This window comes from Campylobacterota bacterium (assembly GCA_020633995.1).
In the GTDB taxonomy this organism is placed as follows: Bacteria; Babelota; Babeliae; order Babelales; family RVW-14; genus JACKCO01.
Genome location: JACKCO010000003.1, coordinates 410,878 through 431,944, shown reverse-complemented (window position 1 = coordinate 431,944; position 21,067 = coordinate 410,878). Strand labels below are relative to the sequence as shown.

Sequence of the window (21,067 nt, the reverse complement as noted above, 5' to 3'; positions counted from 1 at the left end):
ACCTGTTATAATTTTTTGCGAATCTTGCTGCGCTTCTTTTTAGAACCATACTTTGCAAGACTTGGATGATTGCTCAACTCAATGACGGTACTCACTGGTCTAGAGTCATTGCCATCAAGCTCCAACTGCTGAGAGTCAAGGTAATAACTGGCATAGGCCGCCTGCAAGGTAACGGGAATATCGTTGGGTTCTTTTTTACTTCGTACGATCTTTACATCCCCCTCAAGCTCACATTTTTTTTGCTCAGGGAAAAAATGTAAATTATTTGAATAGAGCGTACGTGATTCATCTTTGACACAAACATTGCCAATGCAGGCAACGCGTCTACACTCAGAATTTGAGGTAGCTTTAAAGCTACCTTCAAGCTCAAGCTTACTGGTCGTTATGGTTGTTTGATTTGCTAGCGTCACCACCACATTGCCTGTATAACACAACAAAAAGCCACCGCTGTCTGCTCTTTTTGAGCAGACAGCACGTTGACTTGTAACTGTAATTCTGGAGAGCGGATCTAAAGCTGCTAATTCAGAAAAAAAAAGAACTAAGAAAAATACTTTTTTTACGAGGAAAACAGGTTTTTCAAGACTCATAAATTATTTATAAACTCTCTTGTTTGACGCGCCGACCATTTGGCACCATCAACAACCGCAGGCACAAAATACTTCTGTACTATCCTACCTCCGCAATACAATGTCAACAAAAAAACATTACCTATTTTTCCTACTACCCCATAAATTCCTGTACCCAAGTTAACAACAACCTCTGTTACAGTTCCTGCAACAAGTGCTCCAGTTTGACAAATCTCTTTCAAGATTTGTCCCAGGAGGTCTACTTCATCTTGGCTAAGCTGTGTAATAACTTCGGGGGTAATAGTTCCACCGTCCACCAGCGTCTGCAAAGTATGCCAACTAACATCACAGACATGCTTATTTCCACTTGAATCATGTACAGTAACTCTTATCCCCATGTTGTCAGAACTTTCTGAAGCATTTTTGCCACCACCAGCTCCAAGATTTGTTGTTCTTTCAAGTTGCACACAAGTCGCATGCATTGAACCTGAAAATATTACTCCGGCTAAAATATAAAAGACACCCCTGAACATTTTTTTCATAATTTTACTTTCGCAGAAAAAAGTAATTTTTTATACATAAACAAAAGTGGCCTGTATACTAGCGCCGCAATAAAAAAAAATCAATTAGAAAAAACAGATAACTATCTGATACTCTCTGCAGGTAGTTAAATAAAAGAAAAAATAGTGCGTTTGCACTTGCAAATAACTAATGCTACATTTTACTCATAGAATTATTTGAAAAAATCAGCCCTTTTCATGCAAGAGAAAGTATATGCTCACAAAACAAAAAACTTTTCATGCTACGGTAACCCACAGTTTTATTCTCAAGCTCACCGTTTGCTTTGCACTCTCATGGTTTTACGCAGTCTGCTCACAGATTATGATGCCCTTGCCATTCAATGCTGTACCCATCAGCATCCAACCACTGCCACTTTTGTTATGCGCATGGCTTTTTGGAAGCAATGCTTTGAGCGCCTATGTTTTATACCTTGTGCAAGGAGCAGTAGGAGCACCATTTTTTGCGCATGGTAATTTTGGCATCGCACATCTATTTGGCCCAACTGGTGGTTACTTATTTGGCTTTGGCATCGCTATGTTTTTTTTACACATCATGAGAAAAACTCTTGTGCATGGTAACATTATCTCTCATCTGTCCATTCTACTTGCAAGCGCAGTTATTTATTTCTCGTGCGGCCTTATATACTTGGCATGGTTTGTGCCACACTCAGCGTTGCTAAACACAGGGTTATATCCATTTTTACTTGGTGATGGCCTCAAACTCCTCACCATGCTCTTTGTTATTAACTGTAAGCGCTACGTCAAAGGATAATCTATGTCAGCCCCCCGCTCAATTTCTGCTTTTGTCGGCATTCTCATTTGCATAAACACCATGGTTGGAGCTGGGGTTTTTATCAACCCAATGCCGCTGACACAACTTGCTGGTAGCTTTAGTTTTTTAAGTTACATTGTCGCGGCACTTATTTTACTACCCCTTGTTCTTTCTGTGGCACAGCTAGCGCAACAACATCCCGTCTCTGGTGGCTTGTATGTTTATAGCGCCGAGTACCTACATCCCATTGCAGGCTTTATGAGTGGTTGGGGCTATTTTGTTGGTAAAACAACAACACTTGCCATCTTGGCTCAGACGATCGTTTTATTTTTACAAAGCAGATTCAATACTCTGCAAAATATCAATACATTACTGCTCGTTGCATGCTTTTTATTTTCACTTGCGTTACTACACGTTGCAGGTTTACGTATCGGTGGTTTTGCTCAGCACTTTTTTACAACACTTAAGGCCATCCCCATTCTGTTTGCCATAATTGCCGGCTCATATTTTTTCATGCCAGATTATTTTTCACTCGCAGACTTTACACCAACGGGCATTATTGCAACTATTCCCTTGGGCATCTTTCCTTTAACAGGTTTTGAAATAATTTGCGCTATAGGCCATCTACTCAAAGATCCTGAGCACAGCATCAAACGAGTCATAATTTGGTCGTTTTTGCTGGTAGCACTCAGCTACACTATTTTTCAATTTTGCCTTTTTGGCGCTTTGGGATGGACACTGGCAGCATCAAACAAACCCTTGCTACTGCTCGGTTTGCAAGTATGTAATTTTCATCCATTTCTGGCACACACCATCAACAGCATGGTTTTTGCAGCAATGGTTGGCGCTTGTTTTGCGGTGCTTTCAAGCAATTGCTGGAACTTATACACACTAGCTCAACACAAACACTTTCCATGCGATCGCTTTTTCACTCAACTTACACACCATCATGTCCCTTATGTCAGTGTCATGGCAAAAGCAACACTAGGCTGCTTGTTGCTAGCGATCTCATCAAATCAGATTGCTTTGCAAAATATGTCCGTTTTTGGGCAAATAGTCTCTCATCTTTTAAGTGCATGCGCTGCTTTTGCTGCAGTGCATCAAACAGCAAAGCACGCAAGTAACAAAATCATCCCGCTTCTAGGGATTTGCAGTGGTCTTTTTGTACTTAGTCTGTGTTTGCACAAAATTTTTGCATCAGGGGTTTCATTCTCATTTTTAGCTATTTTTGCTTTGGGCCTTTTATCGTCGATCATAAGAAAACAGAAAACTCGCTAAATTTTAGCTACTTTTTCTTTTTATCTTTTTTCTTATCGGCACCACCATCGAGTTCATCCAGTCGCTCGATGGCTTCTTTTAACCTTTCTTCGAGTGCTTTTATTCTCTTTTCTTGAGATGCAAATTTTTCGTCTGTATCTTTTATCAAGCGCTGTTCAATAAATTTAGGATCGCGCTCTTGCGCTTCTTTACGTTCACGTTCTTCCGTTGCTTTATACTTCTTTTCCAATAATTTTTTAATTCCATAAGCATTATCGAGAAAGAACTTATTCACGTCACGATCGATATCAGTCTCTGCTTTCTTTACAATGTCAGTCAATTTCTGAACTTGGCCATCAACAAATTCGATATCTTCTTTGGCAACGGTAACACCACGCTCCAAAAGAGCTTCAACTATTGATGGATCACCTGAGTGGCGTAAAACAACTGGCCATGTTCGTTGCTCTACGCCATCAATGGTAATTTTTTCATTAACATCAACACCCTTTTTCACAAGCAAACCAAGAAAATTTTTGAGTCCACCATTAAACCGACGCAGCTCACCTATGTACCGAGACGAATTGTCAATTTCAGCAGCATCTCCTTTTTTTAGACTAAGTGAAAGAATCTGATAAAGGGGGGTGTACGGTTCACTATCCTTCGATCCAACTTCTGATAAATCTCCCTCGCGATCTCGTACCAAAACTATAGCTTCGGCTAACTCTTTTATGCTAAACGTATCTTGCTGCGCATAAGCCGCAAGCTTTTGCATAAATTCACCCGAATCTTTTCCTTCTTCTGCTTTTGAAAAAAGCGTCGACATTAATATCATGCTGACCACAATAAAAAATCTGCATTCTTTCACGGCTTTCTCCTTTTTATAAAATAATACCTTGTTTAGTCATTTGCGACGGAACAGCTATATCCATATGACGTAAGATCGCTGGTGCTACTGCAGACAACCCAAAACAGGGTGGTTGACTTAATGGCTGCTCTACTTGACTTGCGCAGACCAGATCATCTCCAATGGCTACAAAAGGTACGGGGTTTATTGTGTGAGCAGTTATGCAACTTCCTTCACGATCCAACATCTGTTCAGCATTACCATGATCAGCTGTTATAAATAACGTTCCACCAAGTCCTTGTACAGCGTGCTCATAGAGCCTCGCAAGCTGCTGATCAAGAACTTGGCACGCCTGCACCGTTGCCTGCAAATTACCAGAGTGGCCAACCATATCAGCATTGGCATAATTGATCAGATAGAAATCTGCAGCAGCACGAGCAAGGGAACTAAGAACAGCGTCAGTAATTTCTTGCGCAGACATGGCAGGTTGATCAGCATAGTTTTTTGTTTTTATAGATGGAATCAAAACTTGCTGTTCATTTTCAAAGACAACCTCTCGCATACCTCTGAAAAAATAGGTCACGTGTGCATATTTTTCCGTTTCTGCAATAGTAAATATTGTTTTGCGTTGGGCAGCCAAACAATCAAGCAGCGTATCTGCTATAAGCTCACGCTCAAACAGGACATCATTATTAAATTTTTTAAATGATTCATCATAGCGCACTGGTGTAACAAAAAATGCTAGTTGCTCTGCCACTGAAGCTTGATCTCTATCAAATTCGGCAAAATACGGATCTAAAAAAGGTCGTGTTAACTGTCGTGCACGATCTGGCCTAAGGTTAAAAAAGATAATGCCATCGCCGGCATTTATAACACCATCATCTAGCAGCCGTACTGGCTCTATAAATTCATCAAAAATATTTTGTTCGTATGATTCACGTAAAATATTTTGCCATGAAGTTGTACGTGTTTGTTTTTTTCCTACAAGCACATCAAAGCATTCTTTTGTTCGCTGCCAATTGTTATCACGATCCATCGCATAAAACCGACCATGAATGCTAGCTAGTCGTCCACATGAAAAATCATTCATAACCTGCTCTAGACGTTTAAGATAAGCCTCCGCTGACTGGGGTGGACTGTCTCGCCCATCAAGAAATGCATGAACATACACATGCTTAACGCCAATTTGTTTTGCAAGCTGCAACAAATTATGCAAATGGTACTGGTGACTATGCACCCCAGCATCAGAAAGCAACCCCATAAGATGCAACGCCTTACCTGTTTGTTTAAGCTCTTGCAGTTTACGCGTAAGCAACTCATGCTCAAATAATTTGCCAGAACGAATAAAATCATGGAAATGCTTTAGGCTACTTGCAATAACACGTCCAGCACCTATGGTAAGATGACCAACCTCGGAGTTACCAATTTGCCCTTCCAACAAACCCACATGACCTTGGCTGGCATGCAACAACGTTGATGGATAGTAGGTAAGAGCATGAGAAAAAAACGGCATGTTTGCATGAGCTATGGCATTACCATATTCCTGGCTACGCCACCCAAAACCATCAAGAATAACAAGCAGTGTAGGCTTACTCATGGTATTTTTCCAATATTAATTTTTTTTCTTTTTTCATGTTTACACGTTTATTTGTTACACTACCATCCCAGACACCATAGCCAAACATGTAAATCGATGTAAACAATTCACCCATGTCAGATGGAAACAAATTCTATGAAAATAAAGTTTTTGATACTAATGCTACTGAGTATAAACTTTTCCCACATCAATATTTTTGCCACCAACGCTCCTGTCCAGCAAGTTGAACAAGAGCAGGCAAATCAAGAGACATGCGAAGAAGAATCAGACGAGTATAGGTTTTTCCTCTTCGACGACTTTGACGAGGATGAACTTGACCCGTCAACACTTCATCGTGCCGAGAAAATCAATAAACAAGATGAAGATGAACGACCTGCTCATGAAAAGATGTTACTTCTTGCCGAAATTTATGCCGACCTTGGCAAGGAGCACTTTCTCAACAACAAAGAAATTTATGCTGCATTTGCCGCGGGTCTTGTCAGTGGTACCGTTATAACGCTTGTTATACAAAAAATTCTTAAACAATACCACGTAGGTGCTTAAACCATGCATGGGCAAAAACATTTGTTTGCGCTTTACCTACCAACACTTAGTTCAACCTTAAACCAACAGCAAGATGACGTACTGGTCCTACGCGATAGAGACTTATGGCAGCGACTAACGCGTGTGCTGCGCGTTTCAGTAGGCGAACATATCACTTTTTTTGATAACAAATGCCATGTCACCGTGCGATTAGACGAGCAAGCGCTATCAACCAAAAATACCGTAAGCGGTTCAATCGTGACAAAGACAGAAAACTCACCGCTCGCACCAACACTAACACTTTATGCTCCCCTAACCAAAAAAGACGCTTTTGAGAGTATGCTTTACAACGCAGCACAGCTAGGCGTATCTGACATACAACCGTTCTTGTCAGAAAAAATACACCGTATGTGGTGGGGACCAAAAGACAAAGCACGGTGTGAAAAAATCATGATTGCTGGCTGTGAGCAAGCAAAGCAGTTCATTGTGCCAACACTTCACGAGCCGGTCAATCTTACGGCCATCACAGCACAAGCTACTTGCAACATTTATTTTGAAGCAGGAGCTCAGCCGCTGGCTATTCTGTTGAGCAATGCAAAACAAAAAAAATATGGTAGTTTTTCGCTCCTGATTGGACCAGAGGGTGGCCTAACCAACGGCGAGATGAGCACGCTCAACAGCAAATCATTTTGCGCTTACAGCCTCACGCCAACCATCCTACGCTCGCAAGACGCAGCTCTTGTTGCCTTGGGGCTCATTCGAAGCTTGTGTTAAGATTAGTAGCCTTGCAAAGCTCACGTATCTTACTAAGTCATGTCCTCTAACTTAGCATTCATTGAGTGGTCATTCCCGACTCTGATCGGGAATCTTCTGTTTGCCTGCTTATACAAAAAAAACACCGTGCGTAAAACAATTTAATAATATTTACGTAATTCGCGTAGCATTATTATGAAACACAAAAAATAGATCCCCGATCGGCGTCGGGGATGACTCCAAAAATAAATTCAGAACAATAAGTTATCGATACTCCACTCAAGCTAGGCCATCTTACGCACGGCAAAAAGCTGGGTCTTCAAATAATTTGGCATAAGACGAAATGTCTTTTCAGATTGATTTTTCCACTGCTGCAACGCCATCACACCAACCTGTTGTGCACTGCACACATCAGCCTCTTCAAACAATGTGTCCTGCCCAAGGCAATCCTGCAACTTCTGTTTATGAAGCTTTGCACCATTGCCAACAAATAACATTGTTTTCTTAGAATACGGCTCCAGTTGCTCAACAAGCCCATCTATTTTCATACAGCCCTGATCAAGACGCTGTCCCTTTTGATACAAGCCATAGTAAACATCATCATTGTAAGCGTTTAAAAGGCTGACAACAATCTCCACTTGAGCACCCCTTGCTTGCAAGGTCTGCAGCGCTAATGCGTCAAGCCCGTTAACACCAACAAGCGGCACACGATTGCCAAACGCAATACCATTAACAGTAGCAATACCTACTCGTAAAGAAGTAAAAGCCCCGGGACCTTGATCAATGGCAATAAACGAAAGATCACTTATGCCATAATCATGTCGATCCAAAAGGGCTTTTATCTCTGGAATTAAATGAGAACTTGCTCGAAGCGTATTATTTGAGCGGACCTCACAACATTCTTGACCACGAAACAACCCAACTTGAACATCATTGTAGGTTGCTTGGATAGAAACAAATAAAATTTCTGCCGAATTACTCATTGTATTTTTTTATCTTCTGCCGTTGGTAAAAGACGCTAAAAGCGTCATCTTTGATTGCATTATCACGCTTTTCAAAGATCTTACCACAATTCAGGCATTTCCACCCTTCAAAATTTATGAAATGATCAAAAAACGATTGCATCACCATTAAGCCCGCACATTTTGGACACTTCATTCTAACTCCTTCCTCCGTAAAGTTATTAAAAATACTTTCCAATGGTGATGCCATGAAGCATTTTATTCACCTTAGCACACTTTCTGAAAATGATATAAATATTTTTATAAAACTTTTTTGCAAAACAACGATTAACAGATGTTTATACTATATTATCTGCTAGCCTAACCCTGCCTAGCCCCCCATAACAAAATTATGTCGTGAAGATTATTAGACTGTAAGCCCAATAAGAGGGCTGTCTGACTCAATGCTACGCCTTGCCCGACGGCCATATTCTTGCGTAAACTGCTCGGCAAGCTCTTGCGTCAGTTCATAATGTCGCTGAGCCCGCGCCGCCTGTCTCTTCTCTTTGCCGACGCGTAGAACTTGTGCTTTCGTCTGCTTATCAAACATTTGCCTTTGCTCAGCAATAATTTTTTCTCCATTTTGCTGTATTTGAGCTATCTCTTCTCGTTCTTGCTTTACCTGAGCAAGGTCAGCTTCAGCTTGCCTTCGCCCCTGAGCCTCACGATCTGAAATCTTACTTAGTGAATCTGCTCTACGCTTGAGCGCTTGCAACTCAAGCTGCATGTCCAAATCACGTTTTTCAGAATCTATCAGAATAGGTTTTATAATTTCGCTCATCTTTTGGTTAAGCGCAAGCTCCATTGACTGCTTTGAAAGATGCGTAAATTCACGAGCTAGATCAAGCTCCCGCTTAAATGAAGCAGCCTCAACCGAAATCTTATCAAACTGACGTTGCAACTCATTTTTTGCTTGCTGTTCACTAGCTACTAACTTTTTCATTACCATTAATTTTTTGTCTTTGCCCACTTGAGAACGTAATGCTTGTTGATACAAGTATTCAAACTCAAGCGACTCTCCGTCCTTTTCCTTTGCCATCACTTTTAGCTGCTGCTCAAGCTGCTGGTTGTCAGCCCTAACGCTGGCAAGCTCTTCACGAGCTTTGGTCAAATCACTCTGGACTTTCTCAACTGAAGCAAGCAGAGGAAAAGGCTTTTCAACAATGTCCGCAGGTTTGGGCAACTCAGTTACCTGGCCCTGAGTTATGTCAAATGCAAGCTTTTTAACAATGGAGCGTACTTTGTCATCACTCACTTCAAACGCAAACGCATGCCCTTCAGCATTCTGCTCGTACTCATGCATCAGGCCTGCAAGCTCATACAAACTTGCAACGCGCAATTTACGGGCCTTTTCAATAGGCATATCAATGTCTTTTGCCAAAGAAACTATGAATGCATCAGCTTCTTTTTGTGCTTGGGCTAGCCGGTCAAGCTTTGCCGCCTGATGCTGGGCTTTCTTGTATTCTGGTCCATCAACGTCTTTAACCTGTCCCATGGTACTTTCAAACTGTGCTTTGTCCTTACCAAAAAATGATAAAAACTCGCGTGCATCTTGCTCCGCCTCACCCGCTACAATAATTTTCTTGATCAGATCGACATTATCACGGTACTGAGCAAGCATTTTCTCTTTCCATGGCTTCAAATCATGCTTAACGGTAATCTCTTTCTTTTTTTGCTCAGGCTTGGTTGTCAGCTCGAACTCTGGCTTCAGCTGCACCTGAGCACCTTGCTCAAGCGACGCCTTTAAATAATCCTCCAGCTCCTGCTCTCTGCGTTTGGCACGCTGCTCAATTGCTTCTTGTTCAGCTTCTTTGACCAGTTCTAACACCTCTTTGACTGCCTCATTTTTAAGCAGCATTGCTTCCTCATTGACCTTTTCGTGCAATTTGTTGATTTGCTCAGAAACATCTTCAAACATTTCTTGGGCTTGCTTTTTGGCTTGCGCTTCAAGCAGACGTGCTTGACGTGCGGCCTCTTGACGCAATTCTTGTGTTTGACGCTCAACCTTGCGCTCAATCTGGCGTGTTACAGATTGCGCCTCGTTAAGCAGCTTTGCAGGACGACCATTTGAGTCTTGATTACTTGAGAAAAGCGCTTGGGCTATATCAGACAAAAATCCCTGTGATTTCTTTTTTGATGAAGCTTGAACTGCTTGAGCAGCTTGTTGTTCCTCTTGAACAGCAGCTTTTTGGACCACCTCTAGCCCATCCTTGCCCACAGAAACATCAAGAGAGTCAATGTTTGTAGACAAACACCATACATCTTGAGCCTGAGCCAGGCACATAAGTGCGAAAAATAAAGCCTTTTTGCAATGGTTTATAACCATTTTGCCACCATACGGTTAAGGTTTTGAGGCCACTATTGTGCTTCACCTTCTTAATTTTAGTACATTTTTTAAACTAAATTCAATAATTATTTCAATTTGAATATAATAAAACATAGGAATAACGTAATTTAACAATTTTAAAAAAATCACTCTATTCTCCAAAATAACGACCAAATCGACAAAATAATAAAAACAACCCCTCTGTAACCCACAAATCTCCCCCCCCCTCTTTTTTTTATTTCAAATATAGTGTAAATTTTATTTAGATTTATTATTTGAATATTTTTTTATTTTTTGCCAATAATTTAAAGCCCACAGTACTCAATACACCGGCGTAGGTGCTTGCAACTTAGGTCTCCAGCTCAGGGCTTGAATATAACAAATAACTATGGAGGTTATTATGATTAATCGTTTTTCTAAAGCATTATTGCTTGCAATGGCACTCACGGTAGGTACTAGACACCAGGTACAAGCTATGAATAGTAGCCATACACAAGTACAAGCTCAACAAAACCAAGAAGCATGGTACCAAAAATTAGGCAAGATTCTGTTTACTGGAGGCTTTTTTTTAGCTGGTGCCAAGAATATTCACAACGCATATTATAATCATAATAATGCAAACAAGTGTGCTAAAGATGCTATCACTTCTTTAAAAGAAGCAAAAAAAATAATTACGAAAATACAAGTCATTAAAGCTCTATCCCCAATGTTTTATCAAACTGAAAACGTCAATAGCTATATGAACAAATCAGCTGTGATGAGCACGATACAAAAAGATGCTTTCATTCCCATTGGCTTCCAAGAGACCAGAGCTTTAAATTCTCTTATCAGCAATGCCATTGATAACATCAACATTAAGAGCTCAAAAAACTCAGAAGCTTACCTACGTTGTATACATCGTACACTCGAAGCTCTCCGTAATGAGAGAGTATTACTTGTTGCTGGTGGCATAGCTGCTTGCTTTTTATACTACTGCAAACGTACTGAAAATGCTGAAAATTAAAAAAAGAAAGAATAAAATAGGAGAGCCGCAGCTCAAACTCAAATGCAGCTCCTTAATCTAAACAGATGGAGGTTCTTATGAAGAACGTTATTTCTAAAGCATTACTGCTTTCAATAGCACTCACGGTAAGTGCTGGACAACAGGTACAAGCTATGAATCATGGTAACCCTGAACAGGAACAAAACCAAGAAAAATGGTACAAAAAATTGGGCAAAGGTTTAAGCAAACATATTGCTAGTACGGTTATAATGTTTGCTGGAGCATCTCTTTTATCTAGAGCTAAGGATATTCACGACGAATATTATTATGACTTGCAAAATGCAAGCAAGTACACTGAAAACGCTATCGCTTCTTTAGAAAAAAGGCACAAACTAATTCACAAAATACGAACGACTCAGGTTCTAGCCCAGACGTTTTATCCAACGAAAAACTTCGCTGAAATCGACGCAACCCAAGATTTAACTTTTACCCTAGACAACGCTATTCGGAAAACTCAACTTTCAGAATATTACCTACATAGAGCACCTGAAAATCTCGTTACTGGTGCGTTATTTCTCGCCATTGGCGGCATGGCAGCTTACTATTTCTACCTCAGAAACCAAAGAACAGAATCAGAATGAGAACAGGGGCCGCATTTGTACTGCGGCCCCCTGCTAATAACTTAAACTAAGCGTATTATTTGAATAGTTCTTTTCATTTTTTGCCAATAATTTAAAGCCCACAGTACTCAATACACCGGCGTAGGTGCTTGCAACTTAGGTCTCCAGCTCAGGGCTTGAATATAACAAATAACTATGGAGGTTATTATGATTAATCGTTTTTCTAAAGCATTACTGCTTTCAATGACACTCGCAGTGGGTGCTGGACAACAAGTACAAGCTATGAGTGATAACAACAATCAAAAAAAAGCTACATGGCCCCTAACAGCAGGGGAAACCTTTAAAAGTATGTTTTTTGGAGGCTGTATTGGCAGCGGTGCTAGCTTGCTTTACCACTCATATCGTAGATTGCAAGCAACAACTAGTAACTGGCAAGAAGCAGTCAAGCATGTACGTAAAGCTCAATTTTCCTTGCGAGAAGCAGCAAAATGCATCCCGGACAGCGAAAGAATGGTTCTTTATATAGAAGAGCTGATGGGAATGTATAAATATCACCTAAACGATATCCAATCAGAAATACATAACTCCCAATCTCTAATCAATAACTCCATTACCCAAATGGACACGTCATTAGCCCTGCAAAACACCGCACTCAACGATCTCTGTATTGGTGCAGGATTGCTAGGTATTGGAGGCATGGCTGCGAGCTATTTCTACCTCACAAAACCTACTAAAACCAAAAAATCAGAATAAAAAACAGGGGCCGCATTCGCGGCCCCTCCTCTCATTCAATATCTACAAATAGCCTGCCATCCCGCTCAAAGAACGCGTCAGCTTGCAGCTGGGTGTATTGTTGTGACTCCACACGGCACAGAGGGCACTCATCTTTTGCAGCAACCGCTTGCTCTATGCAGTCATTGCAAAAAACATGCACCGTCTCTTTTGCCACATGATATTTGAACTTAACGCCAGTCTGTTGTTGCTCTATAAAACCTCCCAAACAAATAGGACAACTTTCAGTTTTTTTGCCCAACTCAATACAACGTCCACCTTCCTCACCACCATGTCGCATAAACTTGGCCAAGAAATAAACTACTGCCATTGCGCTTGCACCAGTCCCCCAATGCCAGGAAACGCTTTCCTGTTTTTTGCTATACTCTCCAGCGCAACGACAAAAGCGCTCAAGGCTAAACAAAAACGCACACAAATGTGGTCTATGTGGTCTAGCAACACCTTGATCGAGTTTATCGCACAACAGGTGCAATCCTGCAAATACACCTTCAAGCAAACCAAACTTAATTTGTGTCCAGTCAAAATAGCGTTGCTCATCTTCCTGGTCGATGTACGAGCTGTCACCATCATCCTGCTCAAAATACCCAAACATCATGTTATCAAGCAAACTCACTCCATCAACCCCGCATGATGCAAGTGCATACCAATACCCATCACGCTCAAATCGGTCAAGTGCACTGATGGTACCTGCAAGTCGAGCGCCGTCTGCAAGCGTTGCACAAAGGCACTTTAAATCTCGCTCATGCTCGTAACTAGCAGTACTGACAAAAGTCATAAGCGGCACACGAGCAAGGGCTGATGCCAAACAAACCTTTTGCCTAATTGACATTTTTTCTAAAATATCTACTACGTCTGCCTTTATAAATACCTCAAAACAGACCACTAGAGAAAAAAACAACACGATTATTTTTATTTTTTTGGCCGAAATCATTTGTCAGCCTTTCAAATTCTGGATAGGCTAATGATATTGTCCTGTCCTTACATGTAAGATAATGCGCCATGGCGCACAATAACCTAGGTCGGGAAAAGATTACTACAACAAAAACCTTTTTCCAACTAACCGTCTCAAAGCCCATGAAAACTGAAAAAAAATTTCTTTTATTTGTTCTGTTTGGAGCTCTTGTTTTTGCCGGTGCATATCTGTTATTTACATCTAAGGGCAAAAAATTTCAAAAAGGACTCTTGTATTCATTTGACTGGTCAAAACAAATAAACAACCATCATAGAGACAAACCTGGCCACAAACAAGTTTGGCTTAATGTTTTTGTGCATGGATCATTCGGTTCTCTACTTGGTTTATTTAGTTTTGCAAAAGTGCTGCAAGATCAAATTTCAGGGACAACCTACCGTAAAGTGGTCAAAGGTATGCGCCAGGATGAATTTTATTTTAAAGATCAGGCAATCTTGCAACGTGGTCTGGTAAAAGTTACCCCTACATTTGACCTAAAACAAAACAACAACAGAAAATACGGCGCCTACCCCATCTTAAAAGCCTACGATGAGGTTCAGCACTGGCTCACTCAAGATAGCCAAGAAAACATATACTACACCTTTGGTTGGAGTGGCCTGATCAGCCAAAACAGTCGCCGGTTTGAAGCAATAAGGTTGTACAACGCACTCAGTCAAGAGCTCGAAGATTATCACACTCGAGGTATTTATCCAAAAATTCGTTTACTTACTCACAGTCATGGAGGCAATGTTTGCCTCAATCTTGCTGCAATCAAACAAGCACTCAACACCCACGATTTTCAAGCACGTTTTTCTGACGACGAAGAAGAGCACGAAAGCATCAAAAAAATGTTTGATTTACTTGCAACGCTGCCAAACAAAGAAGAAGCTGCAGAAAAAGCTGATCAAAAAATTTATGACTACGTTCCAACAAACAAATCCCTCACTATCGACCACCTTGTCATGTTTGCAACCCCTATCCAACCAGAGACTGAACCACTTTGTGCACACAGTATGTTCAAACACCTTTTTCATCTTTATTCTCAAGAAGACTACGTACAAACATCTGATTGGATTAGCTCAAAGCGTTATTACAGTGACCGAAGAATAAACGCTCAGCTCATCGACCCAAAAACCAATAAAAACATCACCCAGGCAAAGATGATGGTTGAAGCACCCACTCAAAAAACAAAAACAAACGCTGCAGAAAAAGTAACTACTAAGCTTGTGCAGGCTGATAGCACACAAGCACCCGCACTGCCAGCCAGAAGCCCTGAGAGCCTGTTTGATAACCCGCAGGCACTTGTTCGAAAAAGCAAAGACCCCACGCACAAAGAGTTTTGGTTTATTTCCTGGCGAATAGAAGAAGGTAGTCCTATAACATTCATGACGCCGTTACCGATGGTCATCTTAACACCACTTTTCTTACACGTACTTGAACAAAAACAAGAGGCCGATGTTGACCTCAATATTTACCTCAACACGGGCGATGTAACAGTATCGCTTGCAAAACATGGCCAAACAACACCACTTGTTCAAGCACAACTCCCTCTTTCATTGATTGATAGCTTTAAAGAAAAAATAAAATATTGGAAACCTGATGATGTTTCAGAAAAAGCAGAATTCAATGCTGTCTACAGACATCTTAGGTAAAACACTGAGTGGAACGTGTGTACAAGACGGGCAAAACCCTAGCTTTTTTTGACCAAGTCTATATCATATCCTACTATCTACATGGTCAAATTTTTTGCTATCACTGAATTGACCATGCCGGTAATAAAAAGCACAATTTTCCCACGAAAAAATTCTTGAGGTAAAAACGTAATGATACGCCTTCAAACAAGTGCATGGCCAAAAAAACGTCGTTTTTTTCAGGTGTTAAGCGTACTACTGATAGCATCTACCCTTCTTAGCTCACTCGCTTTCGCGCAAGAAGATGCCATAAACCAACCAGTTATTAAAAACATTTCTGTTGTAGGCAACAAGTATATCGGCAAAGAAATTATTTTAAATAAACTCCCCTATCGCAAAGGTGAAGTTTTTGATCCAAAAAAAAGCAGCATTGCCATCAAAAACCTGTATGACCTGGGTCACTTTCGCCAAGTACAACTTGAAGGAGAAGAAATTGATGAAAAATCAATAAATCTTGAAATACACGTTCAAGAAAAAAAGCTCCTTGAACAATTGCAGTTTACTGGTAATCACTCGGTCAAAACAAAAACCATCAAAGAAAAATTAAATTTGGCAAAACTGGTAAGCGTTGACGAAGAAGTCGTACAAAAAATTGAACGCGATATTGAAAAAATCTATCGAGAAGAGGGCCATCATGCAGTTAGTGTTGAGGGCAAGATTATCCCCAATGCACAAAATCCTGACAAAGCAACTGCCCTTTTTACTGTTGTCGAAGGTGCAAAGTCAATTTTAAAACGAGTTTATTTTGTTGGCGCACAAAAAATACCTGAACGCAGACTGCGCAACATTATTCAAACTCGTGAAATGTGGCTGCTTGCATTCATGGATGGTGCGGGGGCATACGCAGATGAGATTGTTGAAATTGACCGTCATCGCATTGAGTTTTACTATCGCAACCAAGGGTACTTGAATGCACGCGTTGCTAAAACTGACGTTCAGTTCTCTCAAGACAAACGCTCGATAGAGGTTACTTTCTATATCCAAGAAGGCGACCAGTACACGCTTGATGAGATATCGGCTCCTGGCGATGAATTCTTTACTGAAAGCGAACTGCTCAAACATGTCTCTCTTGAAAAAGGCCAGGCGTTTTCGCAAGAAAAAATGATGGCCTCGATCAACCGCCTTAAAGATTTGTGGGGAGAAAAGGGTTACATTCATGCCGACGTCTACCCACAGGTAAAACCAAACGACGTGACAAAAACTGTCGATGTAACATTTCAATCTGAGCGCGGTAGTCGTTTGTACGTTAACAGAATTTTAATTACCGGTAACACAATTACCCGTGACAAAGTCATTAGACGTCAACTTGAAATAGCAGAAGGCGACTTGATTACCACCAATAATTTGAAAAAATCACAATCAGCGGTTGAATACCTAAGCTATTTTGAACGTGGCAGCGGCGTTAACTGGCGTATTCACAGACTCTCAGAAGATCTTGCTGATCTTGAAATTAACGTCAAAGAAACAAAGACCGGGCAATTTAACTTTAATCTCTCATACGGTTCTGACGTTCACACACCTCGACCATCATTGCGCGGGCAGTTTGTTTTACAAAAAACTAACTTATTTGGCTTGGGTTATGACGTTGGCGCAATGCTTCAGGGAAGCAGGCACCGCATTCAAAAACTTGAAGGGCACTTTCTGGATCCTCACATCTTAGACAGCAATGTTGCTGGTGGTATATTTTTATACAAAAAATGGGATGAGTATGACCAGTGGGTAAGTGTGACCAGAACTCCAATTCAAAAAGTTACTGGTGGTTATTTCCAATACGGTATTGCTATGCCAAAAATTGACAAGCATCTGCAGCTTGTTGGAGAGATTGGCATCGAAGACATCCGCAATAAAAATACACCAATCGCCCCTCCTGGAGTGGGACAAGATATCTTCCAAGTCATCTTACGTAGAACTTTTGAAACGGGCACACTGCAATGGCTATCACTCAACCTGGTCAAGGATACCCGTAACCACCAAATGTTTCCAAGTGCGGGCTATCGAGTCTGCCTTGGTGCCAAAACAGCATTACCATTAGTCAATGATGAATTTAGCTTTTGGAAAACAGAACTTGAAGCAAGCTACTATACGGCCTTAATTGGCAAAGATGATCTGGTGCTGGTAGTACACGGCAAAGCCGGATACGTAGACCACATTGTTGATGAAAAAATGATCCCTTACAAAGAACTCTTTCACATGGGTGGACAAACAACAGTCCGTGGTTTTGTATGGGGCAGCATTGGCCCAGCAACTGATCGAAATGACCCACTGGGAGCGCGAGCTGCAATACTTTTCAACACCGAACTTATCTTTCCCCTCATCCCCGACTATTCGATGCGTGGGCACGTCTTTTATGACGCTGGTGCTGGCTGGAGTACCCCAAAAAGAGACTTACCATCGACACTTTCTATAAAACGTGATAGATTTGATCTTCGACACTCTGTTGGGTTTGGTATTAACTTAATGCAACCAATGCCTGCAAAGATCGATTGGGGATTCAAGCTAGACCGTAGAAAGCAAGATGGGGAATCTGCTCACGAATTCCATTTACAAATGCAATATGCGTGGTAATAACAACTAATTCATAACTGTTTTTATTTTTCATAAGGAGTCCTTTTTATGGAGTTACAAGCGTATTTGGGAATTTTTACCGGAATTTCTGCCGTTGGCATTGCGCTTACTTTGGCTATTTTCAAAAGTGTTAGCTCATTTAAGCATAGCGAAAAAGATGCTGCTTATATTGCTAGCCTGATCAGAAAAGGTGCGATGGCCTTTCTGTACCAAGAATATAGTATCCTTGCCGGTGTTATTGCCTTTGCCTTTATGGCAATTTGGCTCTTTCTCAATATTGCTTGCGCCATTGCGTACACATGTGGCGCCCTTTCTTCTATGTTTGCCGGCTTTATTGGCATGAAAGCCGCGACACAAGCTAACGAATCAACCTGCATTCAAGCAAAAGAGCAAGGTGAACGTGCAGCATTCTTGACTGCACTCCTTGGTGGCTCTGTCATGGGTTTTGTTGTTGCAAGCTTGGGGCTGCTTGGTCTTGGCATTATTTTCTATCTCTTCGCACAAAACAACAATTTTGATTTTATTCGTATTTTAACGTGCTACGGCCTTGGCGCTAGCTCAATTGCACTGTTTGCTCGTGTTGGTGGCGGTATTTATACCAAAGCTGCTGACGTTGGTGCTGACCTGGTTGGTAAGGTTGAGCTCGGTATCCCTGAAGACGATCCTCGTAACCCAGCAGTTATTGCAGATAACGTTGGTGACTGTGTAGGTGATACAGCGGGCATGGGTGCTGACATTTTTGAATCATATGTTGGTTCGGTCATTGGTTCTATCGCCCTTGCAACAAACATGTATGTTGGTGAGCTTGCCTATCTGTCATTGCCGATCATGCTCTGTGCTATCGGACTTGTGGCATCAATTGTTGGTTTACTTTCAGCATTTTTACTCAGATCATCAATTGCACAAATGCTTCATCGTTCAACATATGTTGCTATTGGCGCGTTCATTTTAGGCTCATATGCATATCTTCAAGTCATGCAGCTTGATATGTTCCTGTTTGGTGCTATTGCTCTTGGTGCACTCTCTGGCGTTGTTATTGGTCTTGTAACTGACCACTACACCAGTGGCAGCCCAACGCGCAAGCTTGCAGAAACTTCAAAATCTGGTGCTGGTACAAACATCATCTTCGGACTTTCTGTCGGTTTTGAGTCGGTTGTAATTCCTGTTGTGACGATTGCCGTTATTGTCTTTATCACCAATGAGTACTTCGGTGGATTGTTTGGTGTTTCACTTGCAGCAGTTTCTATGCTTGCAACAGTTGGTATTACCATGACAGTTGACGCCTATGGACCAATTGCTGATAACGCAGGCGGTATTTCAGAAATGTCCGGCTTTGGACCTGAAGTTCGCAAGATTACCGACAAACTTGATACGCTTGGCAACATGACAGCTGCCCTTGGAAAAGGTTTTGCTATTGGCTCTGCGGTATTTGCAGCACTTACATTATTTGCCGCCTACTGCCAAGAAGCACAAATTCCACACCTTGACCTACTCATCCCATCAGTCATCACAGGATTGTTTATTGGTGGAACCATGCCATTCTTGCTTTCAGCATTGACTATGCGCTCAGTTGGTCGTGCTGCATGGAAAATGGTTATGGAAGTCCGTCGTCAATTTTCTGAAATCAAAGGACTCATGGAAGGCCAAGCAGAGCCTGACTATGAACGCTGCATTAACATTAGCACACAAGCTGCATTGCAAGAAATGCTATTGCCAGGCATTATTACTATTGCCTCACCAATCATCATGCGCTACGCATTTGGTTCTCAAGGACCACTCGCTCTTGGTGGGTTTTTGGCCGGCGCAACCCTTACTGGTGTTGTACTCGCATTGACCATGGCAAACGCAGGTGGAGCATGGGACAACGCTAAGAAATACATTGAATCTGGTGAACTTGGTGGTAAAGGATCAGATGCTCATAAAGCTGCAGTTGTTGGCGATACCGTGGGTGATCCGTTCAAGGATACTTCAGGGCCATCGCTTAACATCTTGATTAAGCTTATGTCACTTCTAGCACTACTGCTTGGAACACTGTAAAAAAAATTAAGGGGCGCTCAATGCGCCCTTTTTTATTATGACGATCGATATAAAAGATACGCATCAACAGCTTCTGGAATTTGCTTTATATAGCTTTTCAACGCTGGACGATCTTTAAAAACACCAACATATAAATCTAATTGGTACAAATTATTCTCAAAAGCCCCTCCAGTGTCTGCCAAAATACCTAGCCGCATTTCTTCCTGGCCTGTTACGGGATTCTTTCCCTTTACCGCAATAAGTTTGCCTATACCAATATGATCAATGTCTCCAGCGAAAACAACTTCATTACGGTTGTGATACTTACCTGATGAGGCATCACTATTTTTAGGCAAGGGTATTTCACGAAAATACCAATAACGCTTTTGATCATACATATCCTTAAGTGTTTGGTCGTAAGGAATACCGTTATTACGATCAACATTAAAAACACGTTGAGAACCATTGGGCATGGTCACTAAGACAGTTCCTTGCATAAGCGCATCCTCAAGTCCTTTGCGAGAAAGCCATACAAGGGGCTTTGCTTTCCCTTTATTTTCTCGCTCTTCAAGCGCTCCATTTAAGACTTCATGCTTTGTATATTTGTTTTGAATAGACTCATCACGCAATGCATACAAAGCACATGAAAACTCCTCTGTTTTTTTCGGACTCCCATCAAACGTAAAAATGGCATAGTTTGTCAGGCGTATTTTCCCATCTGGGCCACACTTTACTTTACGCTGGGTCGCTGACTGGTGATCAGCTTGCCATTTAAAATAAGAAAAGTTTTCTTTTAAAAATTCGGGATCGAGAATACGAAAATTTTGAGTCTGCATATCTTTCTCAACCGTGTCTATAACAAACTGTAGTGTCTGTTCAACGTTTTCCTCACTAATGATATGTTCCATACTGTGAGGATGCACACATTCCTGGTTAGTGTTTCTATTGGCTTGTAAAAAGCGTAGTGCATCTTGTGCTGCTAACTTAAGCCTATAAGGATCGGTAACAACCTGAACCTGTAAGCGTGGCTTTGTCGGTTGAAAAAAGTTAAGCACTTCAAGCTGAATTTCTTTTTTACGTCCTTGCGCATCATTGATATTATCCATGTAAAACGAAAATACCGGTGAAAATAACGTAAAGCATAACAGATTGACTCTGATAATTTTTCTAACCATGATCTCCTTTCTGGTGTTTGTTATGTCTTCTCACTAACCATACCAAACATTTCTATTTGAAATCAAAGTTAAAAAATAT

The 21,067-nt window shown here is 41.2% G+C and carries 19 protein-coding genes; 10 read left to right on the top strand and 9 right to left on the bottom strand.

Annotated elements, in window-relative coordinates; genetic code table 11:
* Nucleotides 1-5: 5 nt before the first annotated feature.
* The gene (locus tag H6679_01780; GenBank protein ID MCB9492981.1) at nt 6-587 is read right to left on the bottom strand and encodes a hypothetical protein; all 582 of its coding nucleotides are present in this window, start codon (nt 585-587) and stop codon (nt 6-8) included.
* Complete coding sequence (locus H6679_01775; GenBank protein MCB9492980.1) at nt 584-1,108, bottom strand: hypothetical protein; 525 nt, start codon at nt 1,106-1,108, stop codon at nt 584-586. Before H6679_01775 ends, H6679_01780 begins: the two co-directional genes overlap by 4 nt.
* A 232-nt stretch (nt 1,109-1,340) precedes the next feature.
* Between H6679_01775 and H6679_01770 the strand changes: the two genes are divergently transcribed.
* Together H6679_01770 and H6679_01765 are read left to right on the top strand one after the other, a co-directional pair.
* Nucleotides 1,341-1,898 carry a biotin transporter BioY gene (locus H6679_01770; GenBank protein MCB9492979.1) on the top strand — a complete coding sequence of 186 codons (558 nt, stop codon included), beginning with the start codon at nt 1,341-1,343 and terminating at the stop codon, nt 1,896-1,898.
* A 3-nt stretch (nt 1,899-1,901) separates the two neighbouring features.
* Entirely contained in the window at nt 1,902-3,176 is a 1,275-nt protein-coding gene (locus H6679_01765; protein MCB9492978.1) for an amino acid permease, read from the top strand.
* A gap of 7 nt (nt 3,177-3,183) precedes the next feature.
* On the opposite strand, the gene H6679_01760 is transcribed toward H6679_01765, so the two are convergent.
* Nucleotides 3,184-4,020, bottom strand: coding sequence for a hypothetical protein (locus H6679_01760; GenBank protein ID MCB9492977.1), 837 nt, complete (start codon nt 4,018-4,020; stop codon nt 3,184-3,186).
* A gap of 13 nt (nt 4,021-4,033) precedes the next feature.
* The gene (locus H6679_01755; protein ID MCB9492976.1) at nt 4,034-5,596 is read right to left on the bottom strand and encodes a 2,3-bisphosphoglycerate-independent phosphoglycerate mutase; all 1,563 of its coding nucleotides are present in this window, start codon (nt 5,594-5,596) and stop codon (nt 4,034-4,036) included.
* A 135-nt stretch (nt 5,597-5,731) separates the two neighbouring features.
* Here H6679_01755 and H6679_01750 point away from each other — a divergent pair, with 135 nt between their 5' ends.
* On the top strand, nt 5,732-6,139 hold the full coding sequence (locus H6679_01750) for a hypothetical protein (GenBank protein ID MCB9492975.1): 408 nt from the start codon (nt 5,732-5,734) through the stop codon (nt 6,137-6,139).
* 3 nt (nt 6,140-6,142) lie between these two features.
* Nucleotides 6,143-6,892, top strand: a complete 750-nt coding sequence (locus H6679_01745; GenBank protein MCB9492974.1) for a 16S rRNA (uracil(1498)-N(3))-methyltransferase — start codon at nt 6,143-6,145, stop codon at nt 6,890-6,892.
* A 263-nt stretch (nt 6,893-7,155) separates the two neighbouring features.
* Here the strand turns inward: H6679_01745 and tsaB are convergent, their stop codons facing one another.
* The 3 genes from tsaB to H6679_01730 form a co-directional block, all read right to left on the bottom strand.
* Nucleotides 7,156-7,854 (bottom strand): tRNA (adenosine(37)-N6)-threonylcarbamoyltransferase complex dimerization subunit type 1 TsaB, encoded by a 699-nt coding sequence (gene tsaB, locus H6679_01740; protein MCB9492973.1) that lies wholly within the window; start codon nt 7,852-7,854, stop codon nt 7,156-7,158.
* A complete protein-coding gene (locus H6679_01735) occupies nt 7,847-8,029 on the bottom strand; it encodes a hypothetical protein (protein MCB9492972.1) in 183 nt (60 codons plus the stop codon). Before H6679_01735 ends, tsaB begins: the two co-directional genes overlap by 8 nt.
* A gap of 210 nt (nt 8,030-8,239) precedes the next feature.
* The gene (locus tag H6679_01730) at nt 8,240-10,198 is read right to left on the bottom strand and encodes a hypothetical protein (protein ID MCB9492971.1); all 1,959 of its coding nucleotides are present in this window, start codon (nt 10,196-10,198) and stop codon (nt 8,240-8,242) included.
* 400 nt (nt 10,199-10,598) lie between these two features.
* Between H6679_01730 and H6679_01725 the strand changes: the two genes are divergently transcribed.
* The 3 genes from H6679_01725 to H6679_01715 all read left to right on the top strand — a co-directional run bounded on the left by H6679_01725 (nt 10,599) and on the right by H6679_01715 (nt 12,553).
* Nucleotides 10,599-11,201: a hypothetical protein gene (locus H6679_01725; protein ID MCB9492970.1), complete on the top strand. Its 603-nt coding sequence runs from the start codon at nt 10,599-10,601 to the stop codon at nt 11,199-11,201.
* A gap of 77 nt (nt 11,202-11,278) precedes the next feature.
* Nucleotides 11,279-11,821: a hypothetical protein gene (locus H6679_01720; GenBank protein MCB9492969.1), complete on the top strand. Its 543-nt coding sequence runs from the start codon at nt 11,279-11,281 to the stop codon at nt 11,819-11,821.
* 186 nt (nt 11,822-12,007) lie between these two features.
* Nucleotides 12,008-12,553, top strand: coding sequence for a hypothetical protein (locus H6679_01715; GenBank protein ID MCB9492968.1), 546 nt, complete (start codon nt 12,008-12,010; stop codon nt 12,551-12,553).
* A 31-nt stretch (nt 12,554-12,584) separates the two neighbouring features.
* Here the strand turns inward: H6679_01715 and H6679_01710 are convergent, their stop codons facing one another.
* Nucleotides 12,585-13,523 (bottom strand): hypothetical protein, encoded by a 939-nt coding sequence (locus tag H6679_01710; protein MCB9492967.1) that lies wholly within the window; start codon nt 13,521-13,523, stop codon nt 12,585-12,587.
* A 143-nt stretch (nt 13,524-13,666) separates the two neighbouring features.
* On the opposite strand from H6679_01710, the gene H6679_01705 reads away from it, so the two are divergent.
* From H6679_01705 to H6679_01695, 3 genes are all read left to right on the top strand, one after another.
* Nucleotides 13,667-15,193 (top strand): hypothetical protein, encoded by a 1,527-nt coding sequence (locus H6679_01705; protein MCB9492966.1) that lies wholly within the window; start codon nt 13,667-13,669, stop codon nt 15,191-15,193.
* A gap of 171 nt (nt 15,194-15,364) precedes the next feature.
* Nucleotides 15,365-17,797 carry an outer membrane protein assembly factor BamA gene (gene bamA / locus H6679_01700; protein ID MCB9492965.1) on the top strand — a complete coding sequence of 811 codons (2,433 nt, stop codon included), beginning with the start codon at nt 15,365-15,367 and terminating at the stop codon, nt 17,795-17,797.
* A gap of 48 nt (nt 17,798-17,845) precedes the next feature.
* Complete coding sequence (locus H6679_01695) at nt 17,846-19,834, top strand: sodium-translocating pyrophosphatase (protein MCB9492964.1); 1,989 nt, start codon at nt 17,846-17,848, stop codon at nt 19,832-19,834.
* A 35-nt stretch (nt 19,835-19,869) separates the two neighbouring features.
* Here H6679_01695 and H6679_01690 read toward each other — a convergent pair whose 3' ends face one another.
* Nucleotides 19,870-20,988 (bottom strand): hypothetical protein, encoded by a 1,119-nt coding sequence (locus tag H6679_01690; GenBank protein MCB9492963.1) that lies wholly within the window; start codon nt 20,986-20,988, stop codon nt 19,870-19,872.
* Nucleotides 20,989-21,067 lie beyond the last annotated feature (79 nt).

Coding starts and splice junctions, on each gene's coding strand:
- H6679_01780 (MCB9492981.1), bottom strand. CDS start 587: ATGAGTCTTGAAAAACCTGTTTTCCTCGTAAAAAAAGTATTTTTCTTA.
- H6679_01775 (MCB9492980.1), bottom strand. CDS start 1,108: ATGAAAAAAATGTTCAGGGGTGTCTTTTATATTTTAGCCGGAGTAATA.
- H6679_01770 (MCB9492979.1), top strand. CDS start 1,341: ATGCTCACAAAACAAAAAACTTTTCATGCTACGGTAACCCACAGTTTT.
- H6679_01765 (MCB9492978.1), top strand. CDS start 1,902: ATGTCAGCCCCCCGCTCAATTTCTGCTTTTGTCGGCATTCTCATTTGC.
- H6679_01755 (MCB9492976.1), bottom strand. CDS start 5,596: ATGAGTAAGCCTACACTGCTTGTTATTCTTGATGGTTTTGGGTGGCGT.
- H6679_01750 (MCB9492975.1), top strand. CDS start 5,732: ATGAAAATAAAGTTTTTGATACTAATGCTACTGAGTATAAACTTTTCC.
- H6679_01745 (MCB9492974.1), top strand. CDS start 6,143: ATGCATGGGCAAAAACATTTGTTTGCGCTTTACCTACCAACACTTAGT.
- tsaB (MCB9492973.1), bottom strand. CDS start 7,854: ATGAGTAATTCGGCAGAAATTTTATTTGTTTCTATCCAAGCAACCTAC.
- H6679_01735 (MCB9492972.1), bottom strand. CDS start 8,029: ATGAAGTGTCCAAAATGTGCGGGCTTAATGGTGATGCAATCGTTTTTT.
- H6679_01730 (MCB9492971.1), bottom strand. CDS start 10,198: ATGGTTATAAACCATTGCAAAAAGGCTTTATTTTTCGCACTTATGTGC.
- H6679_01725 (MCB9492970.1), top strand. CDS start 10,599: ATGATTAATCGTTTTTCTAAAGCATTATTGCTTGCAATGGCACTCACG.
- H6679_01720 (MCB9492969.1), top strand. CDS start 11,279: ATGAAGAACGTTATTTCTAAAGCATTACTGCTTTCAATAGCACTCACG.
- H6679_01715 (MCB9492968.1), top strand. CDS start 12,008: ATGATTAATCGTTTTTCTAAAGCATTACTGCTTTCAATGACACTCGCA.
- H6679_01710 (MCB9492967.1), bottom strand. CDS start 13,523: ATGATTTCGGCCAAAAAAATAAAAATAATCGTGTTGTTTTTTTCTCTA.
- H6679_01705 (MCB9492966.1), top strand. CDS start 13,667: ATGAAAACTGAAAAAAAATTTCTTTTATTTGTTCTGTTTGGAGCTCTT.
- bamA (MCB9492965.1), top strand. CDS start 15,365: ATGATACGCCTTCAAACAAGTGCATGGCCAAAAAAACGTCGTTTTTTT.
- H6679_01695 (MCB9492964.1), top strand. CDS start 17,846: ATGGAGTTACAAGCGTATTTGGGAATTTTTACCGGAATTTCTGCCGTT.
- H6679_01690 (MCB9492963.1), bottom strand. CDS start 20,988: ATGGTTAGAAAAATTATCAGAGTCAATCTGTTATGCTTTACGTTATTT.